This is a genomic window from Methylobacterium sp. 13MFTsu3.1M2 (assembly GCF_900112625.1).
Classification (GTDB): domain Bacteria; phylum Pseudomonadota; class Alphaproteobacteria; order Rhizobiales; family Beijerinckiaceae; genus Methylobacterium.
Map to the genome: position 1 here is coordinate 23213 of NZ_FOMM01000036.1, position 13867 is coordinate 37079.

General features: G+C 72.9%; 9 protein-coding genes. 6 read left to right on the forward strand and 3 right to left on the reverse strand.

What is annotated here, in order from left to right; all coding sequences use genetic code 11:
* The first annotated feature begins 354 nt into the window (after window positions 1-354).
* Genes BM314_RS27205 through BM314_RS27225 form a run of 5 tightly spaced genes read left to right on the forward strand, consistent with a single transcriptional unit; the run spans window position 355 to window position 5042 of the window.
* A complete protein-coding gene (locus BM314_RS27205) occupies window positions 355-852 on the forward strand; it encodes a MarR family winged helix-turn-helix transcriptional regulator (protein WP_020095879.1) in 498 nt (165 codons plus the stop codon).
* On the forward strand, window positions 849-2891 hold the full coding sequence (locus tag BM314_RS27210) for an FUSC family protein (RefSeq protein ID WP_091981551.1): 2043 nt from the start codon (window positions 849-851) through the stop codon (window positions 2889-2891). The genes BM314_RS27205 and BM314_RS27210 overlap by 4 nt, the downstream gene beginning before the upstream one ends.
* Complete coding sequence (locus tag BM314_RS27215; RefSeq protein WP_091981554.1) at window positions 2888-3097, forward strand: DUF1656 domain-containing protein; 210 nt, start codon at window positions 2888-2890, stop codon at window positions 3095-3097. The genes BM314_RS27210 and BM314_RS27215 overlap by 4 nt, the downstream gene beginning before the upstream one ends.
* Before the next feature lie 57 nt (window positions 3098-3154).
* Window positions 3155-4102 carry an efflux RND transporter periplasmic adaptor subunit gene (locus BM314_RS27220; protein WP_020095882.1) on the forward strand — a complete coding sequence of 316 codons (948 nt, stop codon included), beginning with the start codon at window positions 3155-3157 and terminating at the stop codon, window positions 4100-4102.
* A 52-nt stretch (window positions 4103-4154) separates the two neighbouring features.
* Window positions 4155-5042 (forward strand): VOC family protein, encoded by an 888-nt coding sequence (locus BM314_RS27225; RefSeq protein WP_091981555.1) that lies wholly within the window; start codon window positions 4155-4157, stop codon window positions 5040-5042.
* 248 nt (window positions 5043-5290) lie between these two features.
* Here BM314_RS27225 and BM314_RS27230 read toward each other — a convergent pair whose 3' ends face one another.
* The 3 genes from BM314_RS27230 to BM314_RS27240 form a co-directional block, all read right to left on the reverse strand.
* Window positions 5291-5740 (reverse strand): DUF6691 family protein, encoded by a 450-nt coding sequence (locus tag BM314_RS27230; protein WP_091682069.1) that lies wholly within the window; start codon window positions 5738-5740, stop codon window positions 5291-5293.
* 3 nt (window positions 5741-5743) lie between these two features.
* A complete protein-coding gene (locus BM314_RS27235; RefSeq protein WP_056524264.1) occupies window positions 5744-6169 on the reverse strand; it encodes a YeeE/YedE family protein in 426 nt (141 codons plus the stop codon).
* 314 nt (window positions 6170-6483) lie between these two features.
* On the reverse strand, window positions 6484-6807 hold the full coding sequence (locus BM314_RS27240; protein WP_020095886.1) for an ArsR/SmtB family transcription factor: 324 nt from the start codon (window positions 6805-6807) through the stop codon (window positions 6484-6486).
* A gap of 599 nt (window positions 6808-7406) precedes the next feature.
* Here BM314_RS27240 and BM314_RS27245 point away from each other — a divergent pair.
* A complete protein-coding gene (locus tag BM314_RS27245) occupies window positions 7407-13766 on the forward strand; it encodes an autotransporter outer membrane beta-barrel domain-containing protein (protein ID WP_091981558.1) in 6360 nt (2119 codons plus the stop codon).
* Window positions 13767-13867 lie beyond the last annotated feature (101 nt).

The window sequence follows — 13867 nt, forward strand, 5'->3', positions numbered from 1 at the left end:
GCCCTGTGCGCCGCTCCGCGACCGTGACGAAGGTCACGGACGCCCGGGCGCCTGGCCCGCCGCATGGGCGGGAAGGTGGGAGCCCCCCGGCCGCACACGCCGCGTTGCCGGGGCGTCCCAGGCGGAGACGGCGCCGGCGTCGGCTCATCGGCCGCGAGGGGCGCATCGCCGAGGCCGGCGTCGCGTTCCTCGCGGACCGGGCTTCCGGCCTCGAAGATCCGCGGGATGGACCACCGCGCGTTGTGGCCCGCCGGCGCGCGCCCTTGAACGGCGCCGCGCCAATCGATAGGTTACTATCAATATCGGTGCGGGGCCGCCCGATGCGCGTCACCACGATCCGCCGGGAGGCTTGAGATGGCAGCCAAGACCCTGCGGCAGCTCCGTCTGGCCTACACCCACACGCTGCTGCTCTCCGGACGGCAGTGGCGGCGCCTGGCCAACGCGGCGACCGAGGCCCACGGCATCTCGGAGGCCAAGGCCCTGCCGCTGGTGCTGATCGCCCGCATGGGCGGCGAGCCGCGCCAGACCACCCTGGCGGACGCGATCGGCATCGAGGGGCCGTCGCTGGTGCGGCTCCTGGATCAACTGGAGAAGGCGGATCTCGTCGCGCGCCGGGAGGACCCCACCGACCGCCGCGCGAAGGTGCTGACCCTGACGCCCGCGGGACAGGCGGTCGTCGCGCGGATCGAGGCGGATCTCGAGCGCCTCAGGGAGACGGTGTTCGCGACCGTGAGCGCCGCGGACCTGGAGGCCGGCCTGCGGGTGTTCCAGGCCCTGCAGGATCATCTCCGCGGCGAGGCCGGGCTCGACGGGGCGGAGGCCGGGGCGCGTCGCGGCGAGGCCGCGGAATGACGCTCCCCGGCTGGCGCGACTGGGCCTTCGCGCTCAAGACCTTCGGTGCCGGCATGCTGGCCCTGTTCCTGGCGTTCTGGATCGATCTGCCGAACCCCTACTGGGCGCTCGGCACCGTCTACATCACCAGCCAGGTGCTGGCCGGCGCCACCCGCTCCAAGGCGCTCTACCGGGTGCTCGGCACCCTGCTCGGGGCCGTGGTCACGGTCGCCCTCGTGCCGAACCTCGTGAACGCGCCGGAACTCCTGACGCTCGCCATCGCGACCTGGGTCGCGACGTGCCTGTACTTCTCCCTCCTCGACCGGACCCCGCGCAGCTACCTGATGATGCTCGGCGGCTACACGGCGGCGCTGATCGGCTTCCCGGCCGTGGGCGATCCCGGGACGATGTTCGATGTCGCGGTGGCCCGGGCCGAGGAGATCACCCTCGGCATCCTCTGCGCCAGCCTCGTGAACACGATCGTGCTGCCGCAATCGGTGGCGCCGGTGATCTCCGGCCGGCTCGACCTCTGGCTGCGCGACGCGCGGGGCTGGGTCATCGACGTCCTCGGCCGCACCCGCGCGACGACGGACACGCAGGCCACCCGGCTGAAGCTGGCCTCGGACGCGGTCGCGTTCGATGCCCTGGCGACGCCGCTGCGCTACGACATGACCGGCGCGGAACGCTCGGCGGACGCCATGGCGACCCTGCGCCAGCACATGCTCATGTTCCTGCCCATCGCCTCGGCGGTCTCGGACCGCATCGAGACGCTGGAGCGGGCGAGCGCGCTGCCGCAGCGCCTGCGCACCCTCCTCGACGCCATGGCCGCCTGGCTCGCCTCCGGAACCACCGAACAGGCTGAGGCCGACCGCCTGAAGGCCGACGCGGACGCCCTCGAACCCGGGCTCGGGGAGCGGCCGTCCTGGGACGCCCTCGTGCTGGCGAGCCTCCTGGCGCGGCTGCGCGACTTCATCGACCTGCGCCAGGACGCCCGGATCCTGCAGCGGCACATCGCGGACGGGACGCCGGTCACCGAGGACCTGACCTTCCGGTACACCGCGGCGGCGCGCACGATCCGCCACCGCGACCACGGCATGGCGCTGCTGTCGGCCCTGGGCGTGTTCCTGACCATCCTGGTCACCTGCGCGATCTGGATCGCGACCGGATGGCCGCACGGCTCGGCGGCCCCGATGATGGCCGCGGTCGGCTGCTGCTTCTTCGCCGCCCAGGACGATCCCGCCCCGTTCATCGTCAGCTTCGCCAACTCGGCCATCGTCGGCGCCCTGGGGGCGGGCGCCTACCTGTTCGCGGTCCTGCCGCTGGCCACCACCTTCGAGATGCTGGCCCTGGCGCTGGCCCCGGCCCTCCTGGCCTGCGGGGTGTTCATGGCCCAGCCGAGGACCGCGCCCCTGGCGATGGGCGCGGCGGTCAACGGCTCGGCCATGATCGCCCTCCAGGGCAGCTACACGGGGGACTTCGCGGCCTTCACCAACGCCTCCGTCGCGGTCATCGTCGGCATGTGGGTCGCGGCCATCGTCACGCGCCTCGTCCGCTCGGTCGGCGCCGGCTGGTCGGCGCGGCGCCTGCGGGCCGTCAACCGCCGCAGCCTCGCCCGCGCCGCCGGGCGCCAGGGCGCGCAGAACGGTCTCGAACTCGCCGCGCTGATGCTCGACCGGGTCGGCCTGATCGCGCCGCGGCTGGCCGCCCTGCCGTCCGACGACGCGGAATGGACCGCCGACCTCCTCGCCGAGGTCCGGGTCGGCATCAACGTCGTGGAACTGCGGCGCGACCGGCGGCAGCTCTCGGAGCCGGCCCGGGCGGCGGTCGAGGCACTCCTCGTCGCGCTGTCGCGGCACTTCGCGGCCGAGCCGGGGAAGCCCGCCCCCGGCCTGCTCGATGCCGTCGACGGGGCCCTCGACGCCGTCTCCCGCGACGCGCGGCGGGCGGCCGGCCGGGCCGCGCTGATGGGTCTCGTCGGCGTCCGGCGCGGCCTGTTCCCGGACGCGCCGCCCTACCGGTCGACGCTGCCCACCACCACGCATCCGGAGCTCGCGGCATGACGGGTGAACTCGACCTGTACGGCGTGTTCGTGCCGAGCCTCGCGGCCTGGATGCTGATCGCCTTCGCCCTGAGCCTGCGCGTGCGGCGGGTGCTGGCCCGAACCGGGTTCTACCGCATGGTCTGGCACCGGCCCCTGTTCGACCTCGCCCTCTACGTCGTGCTCCTCGGCCTCGTCGTCTCGGTCGCGGTCCCTCTCACCTCCTGACCGGCGGGCTCGTCCGGCCGCCCGGTCTCGCCCTGCCCACACCTTCCGGATCCCTCCATGCCCCGGCTTCTCGCCCTCTCGTTCCGCCTCCTCGTCACCCTCGGGACGGTCGCCGCCGCGATCGTCGTCGGGCTGGCGCTGTGGGACTACTACATGGAGGCGCCGTGGACCCGCGACGGGCGCGTGCGCGCCGACGTGGTGCAGGTGGCCCCCGACGTCTCCGGCCTCGTCACCGAGGTGCTGGTGGCGGACAACCAGGTGGTGAAGCGGGGCGACGTGCTGTTCCGCATCGATCCCGAGCGCTTCGATCTCGCCCTGCGCCAGGCGGAGGCGGTGGTCGAGGGCAAGCAGGCGACCGCCGAGCGGGCCGCGGCCGACTACGTCCGCTATCAGAAGCTCAGCGACGCCGCCGCGTCCCAGCAGAGGGTCGAGGCCGCCCGGGCGACCGACCTGGAGGCCAGGGCGGCGTACGGGCAGGCGGTGGCCGACCGTGACCTCGCCAAGCTCAACCTCGAACGCTCCGCGGTGAAGGCCGCGGTCAACGGGCGCATCACCAACATGGAGCTGCGTCCCGGCACCTACGTGTCCACCGGGCGGGGCGTGATGGCGCTCATCGACAGCGACACGCTGCGCGTCGAGGGCTATTTCGAGGAGACGAAACTCCCGCGCATCCATGTCGGTGACAAGGCCAGCGTCCGCCTGATGGGCGAGACGTCGACGCTGAACGGCCGCGTGGAGAGCTTCGCGGGCGGCATCGAGGACCGCGAGCGCACGGCGGGCTCGAACCTGCTGGCCAGCGTCAACCCGACCTTCGCCTGGGTCCGGCTGGCCCAGCGCATCCCGGTGCGGATCAAGCTGGACGACGTTCCCGACGAGACCCGCCTGGTCGCGGGCCGCACGGCGACGGTCGCGGTCGCGTCCGAGGGCGGGACCCCGCATTTCAGCCTGTTCGGATCCTGGCGCGGGGCGCCGGAGCCCGCCGCCCGGGAGACGAGAAGCCGCTGAGGACCGGCCGGCGATCCCACCTGCCGGACGGACAGAGATCGGGAGACGAACCATGGCGACACCCGCTTCGAGCCGGCCCCAGGCCGGGCCGGACCGCGTCCTGGCCGAGGCGCCGTACCGGATCGGTGCGGTGACCCTGGCCGTGCGCGACCTCGACGCGCTCACGCGGTTCTACCGGGACATCATCGGGCTCGGCATCCTCTCGGAGACCGAGAGTGCCGTGCAGCTCGGGACGGGCGAGGCGACGCGCCTCGTCCTGCGCCGTGACCCGAACGCGCGGTCACGGGACCCGCGCGAGGCAGGCCTGTTCCACACGGCGTTCCTCCTGCCCGACCGAAGCGACCTCGGTGCCTGGCTCCTGCACGCGGAGAGGCACGGCATCGCGCTCACGGGCGGCGCCGACCACCTCGTGAGCGAGGCCGTCTACCTCGACGATCCGGAAGGCAACGGCATCGAGATCTACGTCGATCGCCCGGCATCGGCGTGGCCGCGTGCGTCGGACGGTTCGGTCGTGATGCGCAACGAACGGCTCGATCAGGCCGGGATCGTCGGTGCCGCGACACGTCCCTGGTCGGCGATGCCGGCCGCCGCCTGCGTCGGGCACGTCCATCTCCAGGTGGGTGACCTCGGAGCGGCAGAGCGCTTCTACGCGAACCTGCTCGGCTTCGACGTGATGTGCCGCTATCCGGGGGCCCTGTTCCTCGGCTCCGGCGGCTACCACCATCAACTGGCCGGCAACGTCTGGAACAGCCGCGGTGCGGCCGTCAGATCCGAGGGGCGGACGGGCCTCGCCGAGGTGCTGCTGCTGGTCGATCGACCGACCCTGGCATCGACGGGAGACCGTCTGCGCGAGGCCGACGCGCCCCTCGGCGCGGACGACGGCGCGCTCGTTGTCCGCGATCCCTGGGGCATAGCTCTGCGGCTCCAGCCCACCGACTGATAGCGCCGCCGACGCTCCGTCGGGCGCGATGCGCGGAGCGCGAGACCTGATGGCTGGAGCCGCATCACCGTCGCGGCCGCCACCACCGGAGCGATGCCGGATTCCGGACCCGAGCCGTGCCCGCCGCGCCCGCAGAGCGTCGCCTTGAGGCTGTCGGACCGCGAGCGCACGGCGACGCCGGCACGCGGACGACATGGCGGGAGCGTCCGATCCCGACGCAGCGAACCCGCTTGCCCGAGCGGTGCGCTTCAGGCGCCGGCTCCCGGCACGGCCTTCGGCTTCGGACGCACCGGCGGCACGAGGCGGAACAGCAGCATGCCGGCCACCATCGCCGCCACGAAGGTCAGGGCCTCGGCCGGGGCCACCGTCAGGATGGTGAGGGCGGGGCCGGGGCAGAGGCCGACCAGGCCCCAGCCGAGGCCGAAGATCGCGGCCCCGGCGATGAGACGCAGGTCGAGGTCGCGCCGGGTCGGGACATCGAACCTGGGCGCGAGCACCGGCCGGCCGCGCCGCAGAGCCAGGCGGTAACCGGCGGCCGAGACCGCGACGGCACCCGCCATGACGAGGGCGAGGCTCGGATCCCAGCGACCCGTCACGTCGAGGAAGGCGCGCACCTTGGCCGGGTCGGCCATGCCCGAGACGAGGAGGCCGAGGCCGAACAGGAGACCGGCGGCGAGGGCGGAGACGGTCTTGGCCATGGCTCAGGCTCCGACGAGACGCCGCGCGACGAGGACGGTGAGGATCGCGACGGTCATGAACGTGCCGGTGGCGGCCAGCGAGCGGGGCGAGCCGCGGCCTATGCCGCAGACGCCGTGGCCGCTGGTGCAGCCGGATCCGAGGCGCGCGCCGAAGCCGACCAGCAGGCCCGCGACGACGAGGAGCGGGAACGACGCCCCGATCGTCACCGGCGGCAGGTCGCCCCCGAGACCGCTGTAAGCGACCGGCGCCAGGACGAGGCCCGCCACGAAGGCGGCCCGCCAAGCGGTCCCGCGCGCGGGCGGGACCAGGAGGCTGCCGAGGATGCCGCTGATGCCGGCGACGCGCCCGGTGAGGAGGAGGAGGAGCGACGCGGATGCGCCGATCATCGCTCCGCCGAGAAGGGCGCCGACCGGGGTGAAGTGATCCATCTCGATCTGCCCACAGCTCCGGTCCAGGCGAGGCCCGGCTCGGCGGCGGAGAACGCTGTCCCGCGCGAGAACATTAGACGGTTCTTATTTAGCGTACCCTAATGTTCTGCGGCAAGCCTGCGAGCGCCGGAGCGACGCGCCGGCCGGCTTCCCGGAGCACGCGGGCTTCCTCCGCGGTCGCCGCGCGCGACGGGCCGCGGGCTCGCTCTCGCCATCGCCGCGATGGCGGCGCGCCGCAGCGGGCCGAGCCTGCGGCTGCGCAACCGGCCGGACCGTTCGGGACTCGCGGTGGAGATCCTGCGTGGCTGACGCGGTCAGGCGAGTTCGGGGCAGAAGATGTCCTTGAGCGTCGCCAGCACGCGGGCGACCCGGGGATCCTCCAGGCGGTAGTGAAGCGTCTGGCTCTCGCGCCGGTACGCGACCAGCCCGTCCTCCCGCAGCTTGGCGAGGTGCTGCGACAGGGCCGACTGGCTGAGTCCGACCGCCTCGGCGAGGCTCGTCACGTCCATCTCGCCGCGGGCGACCAGCAGGCACAGGATGAGCAGGCGCTTCTCGTTGGCGAGGAGACGGAGCAGACGGGCCGCGTCGCCGGCCCTGTCCTGAAGGCGCAGCAGTTCGTTCGGCGTGACGACGTCCATCGGTCCGGATCCGGGCGCTCTCAGGGTCTCTTATTTAGCGGATCCTAATATATCGCGGGCGTCGCCATTTGCCACGCCGGCGCGCGCCTCGCCTCACCGAGCAGATCGGCGAGCCTGTCCGGTTCCGAGGGCCGGCTGCGGCGACGAGACCCGGCAGGACGGTCGTCGAGGGACAGCCGTCATTCCTGTTCCGTCTCCGGCCTGTGGCGGTGTGAAACGCGTCCCCCGACGGGATGGGCAACGCCGACCGTCTGAAATCCACCGCAACCATATTGCTGCACCCGCGACGCGTGCAATTCGCTCGAGGCGCGGCCTCGAATATCTGAGGACGTTTAAACATGGGATCAGATACTAAAAATCGTGAATTCACCAAGAAATATGGGTTCGGTCACTGTCAAAAGTATCGATCTCAGTCCGCACATTTGCTTCAGAATTGGGGAAAATAGCGCCATCCTCGGCTCGAAAGATCGTTCTAAACGATTTGTTAACCATGTGAGAGGAATGCATTCAAAACTTCGTGTGGACGATCGCTGGGTGCCCTGAGCCGCGAGGGCCCGGATTTTTTTCTTGAGACAGCGGCGCAGAGAGACGCGTTCCTGATGGGTCACCGGCCAGGTCAGCTCTGTGTCCCACGCCGCGACCGGCAAATCCGCGATGGCGGACGGCTCGTCGTCGCGGCCAGCACCGGCCTGGTCCTGGTCCTCGACCTGCCGGCGCGCGCCCTGGAGCGACCTCGGCCCGAGGTGGTGACCGCCACCAGCGGCCGCGATGGAAGAGCCAACGTCATCGCGTCGAATGTCGTCGCGACGGCCGGTGCCGACGGCCCTGACCTGTCCTTGATCAATGTCGATGCCGCGGCCGCCGGCAACGACCTCGCCGCGACGATCCGGACCGGTTCGGTGGGGGGAGCGGGCGGGCGCGGCGACGCGATCCCGGGGCTGGCATCCGTCCCGGGCGCGAGCGGCGGGCGCGGCGGTGCCGTCGCGGTGACGCTCGGAGAGGATTTGAGCGGAGAGGGGGATCAGGTCGGCTACACGACGCGCGCCCGCGTCTCCCAGCTCCAGTTTCGGCCGATCCCGCGGTTCTGGGTCTTCTCCCGGGGTGGGAACGGCGGCGACGCCCAGAAGGATGTCGGCGCCGGCGGCGATGCCGGGCCGGCGACCCTGACCCTGTCGTCCCGCGTCGCGACCGAGGGGCAGGCCTTCCTGGGGGTCCGGGTCAGTGCGGTCGGCGGCGATGCCGGCCGCGGGGGCACCGACGCCGACCAGACCGCCTCCAGACGGGGCGGCGCCGGCGGCGCGGCCGCGCTCACGGTGACACGCTCCGGGCAGGTGACGACCGACGGTGTCGGGGCGACCGCGGTGATCGTCGAGTCCATCGGCGGCGCGGGCTCGATCCGCGGGTCCGGGACCTTCTACAGCAACCCCTTCGTGACGCCGGGCGGCGCGGGCGGCACCGCGCGCCTCGACATGGCCGGGACCATCCGGACCTCCGGCGACTCTGCCCTCGGCGGCCTCGTCCAGAGCATCGGCGGCGACGGCGGGATACAGCCCGATGCCGGCGGCCGGCCCGGTGGCCGGGGCGGTGACGGCGGGACCGTCACGGTGACCCAGAGCGGCACGATCGTCACGGCGGGCGACTACGCCCTGGGCCTCGTCGCGCAATCGGTCGGCGGGCCGGGCGGCAAGGGTGGCGGCGGCGTGTTCGGCGGCGGCGGCGGGGGCGATGCCGCCCCGGGCGGATCGGTGACCCTGACCAACAGCGGGACGGTGACGACGTCCGGCGCCGGGGCGACCGGCCTCGTGGCGCAGAGCATCGGCGGCGGCAGCGCCCTCTCGGCCCTGCCGCTCGCGGCCCTCGACGTGGCGCCCGGGAGCGGCGGCGGGGCCGGAGGCATCTCGCTCTGGTTCGGCCGCGGCGGGGCCGGCGGGACCGGGGGCGCGGGCGGGACCGCGGAGATCGTCAACGCGGGTGGCCGGATCACGACCGAGGGCGACTCGGCCTTCGGGGCGTTGGTGCAGAGCATCGGTGGCAGCGGCGGCAGCGGTGGCGGCGCCTTCCCGGCCGGGGCCTTCTTCGCGGTCGGCCTGGGCGGCAGCGGCGGCGGCGGCGGCGATGGCGGTCTCGCGCGCTTCACCGGCCGGGCCGGCGCGATCGAGACCGGCGGGGCGGGATCGACGGCCGTGCTGGTGCAGAGCATCGGCGGCGGCGGCGGCGCCGGCGGCGACGTCAGGAGCATCGCGGTGGGCGCGGCGCTCTCCGCCTCGTGGGCGATCGGCGGATCCGGCGGCAAGGGGGGCAACGGCGGCGAGGCCCGCATCGAGAGCAGCAGCACCGTGACCACCGCCGGTCTCGGGGCGGACGGCCTGGCCGTCCTCAGCATCGGCGGCGGCGGCGGCGTCGGCGGCCTGGCCAGCGCGACGGCGATCACGACGCCCCTGGCCACGCCGAGCGGGCAGTCGCTGCCGAGCTTCGCCTTCTCCACCGCGATCGGCGGCTCGGGGGGCGACGGCGGCAACGGCGGCCCGGCGGGCGTGATCAATGCCGGCCGGGTCACCACCTACGGCGACGCGGCCGCGGGGCTGCTGGTCCTCAGCGTCGGCGGCGGCGGCGGGATCGGCGGCGATGCCGCCGCCTACGCGCTGGCGGTCGCCCCGCCGGGCCAGATGGCCGTGTCCGCCACCTCCACGCTGGGCGGGACGGGCGGCGGCGGCGGCAATGGCGGCACCGTCACCGCCGCGAATAGCGGCGCGGTGCGCACGTCCGGGGACGGCGCGATCGGCATCCAGGCCCAGAGCATCGGCGGGGGCGGCGGCAATGGCGGGGGCGCGACCGCGACGAGCAACAGCCTGAGCCTCAAGCAGAACGTCACGGTGGCGCGGAGCGTCGGCGGCACCGCGGGCGTCGCCGGGATCGGCGGCGCGGTCACGGTCACGCAGTCCGGCAGCGTCACCACCGGGGGAGCCGGCGCGGTCGGCATCCTCGCGCAGAGCATCGGTGGGGGCGGCGGCAACGGCGGCAGCGCCGCGAGCCTCGCGGCCCCCGGCTTCTCCTTCGACAAGACCCTGAACGGCCTCGTCGGAAAGCTTCCGATCGCCGATACCCTCTCGGTGACGGAGACGATCGGCGGCGGGAAGGGCAAGGGCAATGTCGGCGGCGCGGTCACGGTGACGAACCGGGGCGCGATCACGACCGGGGGGTCGAACGCCCATGGCATCGAGGCGCAGAGCATCGGCGGGGGTGGCGGCAACGGCGGCACCGTGTCCGGATCGGCCGTCGGCAAGCTCACCGTCGGCCTGACACTCGGCGGCCAGGGCGGCAGCGGCGGCGGCGGCGGGGACGTGACCGTCACCAATGCCGCCGCCGGCGCGATCGCGACCAGCGGCGACGGCTCGCACGGGATCGTGGCGCAGAGCATCGGCGGCGGCGGCGGCATGGGCGGCAGCGTCGCGGCGCGTGACGTTTCCGACCCCGACACCGTCGGAACGATCTGGACGCAGATCAAGAAGACGATCGGTGTCGCCGCCTACCAGGAGTGGGCGAAGGACAAGGAGAACAAGGACGACCTCGATCGATTCCTGAAGGACATCAAGTCCAGCGACACGTACAAGGGCCTGGCGGATCAGCTCAAGAGCTCGGATTTCGGCAAGGCGCTCAAGTCCTACAGCGGCAGCGTCTCGAGCTATCTGGACGCGCAGAAGAAGGGCGCCACCAAGCTGCCCGACGTGGCGTTCACCCTGTCGCTCGGCGGGAGCGGCGCGCAGGGCGGGAACGGCGGTCGCGTCTCGGTCGAGAACGGCGGCACCGTCCGGACGATGGGGATCGGCGCGCACGGCATCCTGGCGCAGAGCATCGGCGGCGGCGGCGGCCAGGGCGGCCTCGCCTACGCGGAGGCGACCAACAGGACGACCGTGACGGCGACGCTCGGCGGCACGGGCGGCAGTGGCAACATCGGCGGCACGGCCAAGATCGTGAACACCGGTTCCGTCGCCACCGCGGACGATGCCGCCTACGGCCTCTACGCGCAGAGCATCGGCGGCGGCGGCGGCAACGGCGTCGGCGCCACGGTCGCCGGCAGCCAAGCGAACAAGGGCCTGACGCTCAACCTGACCGTCGGCGGATCGGGAGGGACCGGCGCCCGGGGCGGATCTGTCCAGGTCGATAACCGCGGCTCGGTGACCACCGCCGGGGCCGAGGCGCATGCCGTCGTCGCCCAGAGCATCGGCGGCGGTGGCGGAAGCTTCTCGGCGCCCTCCGCCGAGGCCGACGCCGACACCCCCGACGCTGACACCCCCGCCGCTGCGGCGGAGGGGACGAAATCATCCAAGGAGCCGGGCGCGAGCCAGATTCAGAGCCAGACCAAGAGCGAGACGACGGGCGGGACGAAGAGCGACGCCCAGGCGCTGGCGGACGCCCTGCTCGCCGCGCTCGACATCGAGCGGATCGCCCCACCGGAGGATCCGGCCGGCGTCTCCGAGAGATCCGGCAGCCTGACGCTCGGCGGCTCCGGGCGCGTGGCGGGCGATGGTGGCGGCGTGACGATCGTGCAATCCGGCACGGTCGCCACGACGGGCTTCGGGGCGGTGGGCATCCTGGCGCAGAGCATCGGCGGTGGCGGCGGTCTCGCCTCGGTGGCGGCCGGCCCGGGCGGCCACCGCTACACGTTCGGGATCGGCGGCGCGGGCGGCGCCTCGGGGAGCGGCGGCCCGGTCGGGGTGAGCCTGACCGCAGGCGCGCAGGTCTCCACCGTCGGCGACGCGGCGCCGGCGCTGCTGCTGCAGTCGATCGGCGGCGGCGGTGGCTACGGCGGCGCGCACCAGGCGATGGGATACGCGGTGCCCTACGCACTGCGCGACGGGTCCGACGGCAACGGTGGGACGATCCGGGTGACGCTGGAGGAGGGCAGCGCGATCCGCACGTCGGGCGCCCAGTCCCACGGCCTCCTCGCCCAGAGCCTCGGAGGCGGCGGCGGCCTGCTCCTGGACCTCGCCGGCCCGGCCGCCGGGGCGTCGGGCCAGAGCCGTCTGAACGCGACCGGCAAGGGCGGCGACATCTCCGTCGCGTCGTCCGGATCGATCATCACGTCGGGCCGCGACGCGAACGCGATCTTCGTCCAGTCCGGCGTCCAACGCACCGACGGGAGCCTCGAACCCGACCCGGAGCGGGGCGGCAGGATCAACCTCCAGGTGAACGGCCTCGTCACGGGCGGCAGCGGCACCGGAGCGGCGATCCGCATCGACGGCGGGCGCTCCACTACGATCGTGATCGGCGGGCGCGCCGTGGTCAGCGCGGCTTCGGGCCGGGCCATCGTCGGCGCGTTCTCCGCCGGCGAGATCAACAATTACGGCACCGTGATCGGCGACGTGGACCTGGCTGCCGGCCAGGCGGGGGGCGTCACCTTCGTCAACGGCGGTTTCCAGAACACGGGTGGCACCTCGGCGATCCTGCGCACCGGACCCGAAGGCGTCATCGCCCTGGGGCCGAACGGCCGCCTGCACAACAGCGCCACCCTCGACATCGGCGGCGTCGGCAAGGTCGCCCGAGCGACGGTGACCGGCAATTTCGAGCAGAGCGCGTACGGGCGGATGCTCGTCGACGTGGCGCCCCTGGCGCCGGAGGGGGCCCTGCGCGCCGATCTCCTCACCGTCACCGGCACCGCATCGCTGAAGGGCCTCGTCGAGCCGCACCTGATCGACGGGCTGCTGCCCGGCCGGTACGCCTTCCTCCGGGCCGGTCAGGTCGTGGAGAGCGGCGCCATGGCTGTCGGCAGCAGCCTCCATTCCGGCGCGGTTCCGATCTCCTGGTCGATCGTCGCGTCGGGCGACACCCTCTCCCTGGTCCCGAGAGCCCGGTTCACGGAGCCGACGGGCGTCACGCTCACGCCGGACCAGCGCAGCGTCGCACAGGGCCTGCAGGATGCCTGGGACGGCAATACCAGGCAGCTCGGAACGCTCTACGGGCGCTTCCTCTCGGTCGACAGCCAGAAGGCCTACGCCGCCGCCCTCGACGAGTTGAAGCCCGAGTCCAACCAGGACATCCTGACCGACCGGACGCTCGACACCCGCAAAGGTCTTCAGCGGGCCATGAGCTGTCCGGCCTTCAGCGGTACCGGCACGCTCCTGCGGGAGGGCGAGTGTGTCTGGGGGCGGATCACGAGCGCCCACACGACCCTTTCCGCGACCGCGGAGGACGGCGGCTATCGCCAGACCGCCCTCAGCTACCAGACCGGCCTCCAGACCGAGTTCGCCCCTGACTGGTTCTTCGGTCTGACCGGCGCCTACACCCGCGCCATCCAGAGCGATCCCGACCGGATCACCGGGACGACCAGCGATGCCGGCGATGTCTCGGCGGCGCTCAAGCACCAGATCGGCCCTTGGCTGCTCGCGGCATCGGCCAATCTCGGCTATTCCTGGGCCGAGAACAGGCGCCTGATCGACTTCGGCGGCGCCACGGCCACGGCGCGCAGCAAGTCCGGGATCCTCTCGGCGGGCGGGCGGCTGCGGGCAAGCTACCAAGTCCTGTTCGGCGATTGGTATCTCAAGCCCTACGCGGATCTGGATCTGCTCTACAGCTACAGTCCCGCCTATTCAGAGACCGGGGCCCCCGGCTTCAACCTCGACATGCGACCGGTCGCCAAGACGCTGGTGGCGTTCAGCCCGATGCTGGAGATCGGCGGCCGGATCGACCTCGATGCGGGGCGCTGGATCCGGCCTTACGGTATCCTCGGCGTGACGCTCCTCTCGGACGACCATTTCACCGGTCGGGCGAGCTTCCAGGGGACCGGCGCTCTCGGCCTGTTCGCTACGGAATCGTCGATCCCCGATCGCCTCGGCGAGATGGGGCTGGGCTTTCAGATCAGCCTCGGTGGCGGCATCGAGGTGACCGGCGAGTATCAGGGTCAAGTCGGCGATCACTTCCTCTCGCATGCGGGGACTGCTCGGATGCAGCTGCGCTTCTGAGCGCGACGTGGACCATTCCAGGGACGTCGCGTGGGCGGCGGTGACGAAGCGGGCGTGACGGACAGGCCGGTGTGACCTGACCGACTGGCTTTGGACCGGGC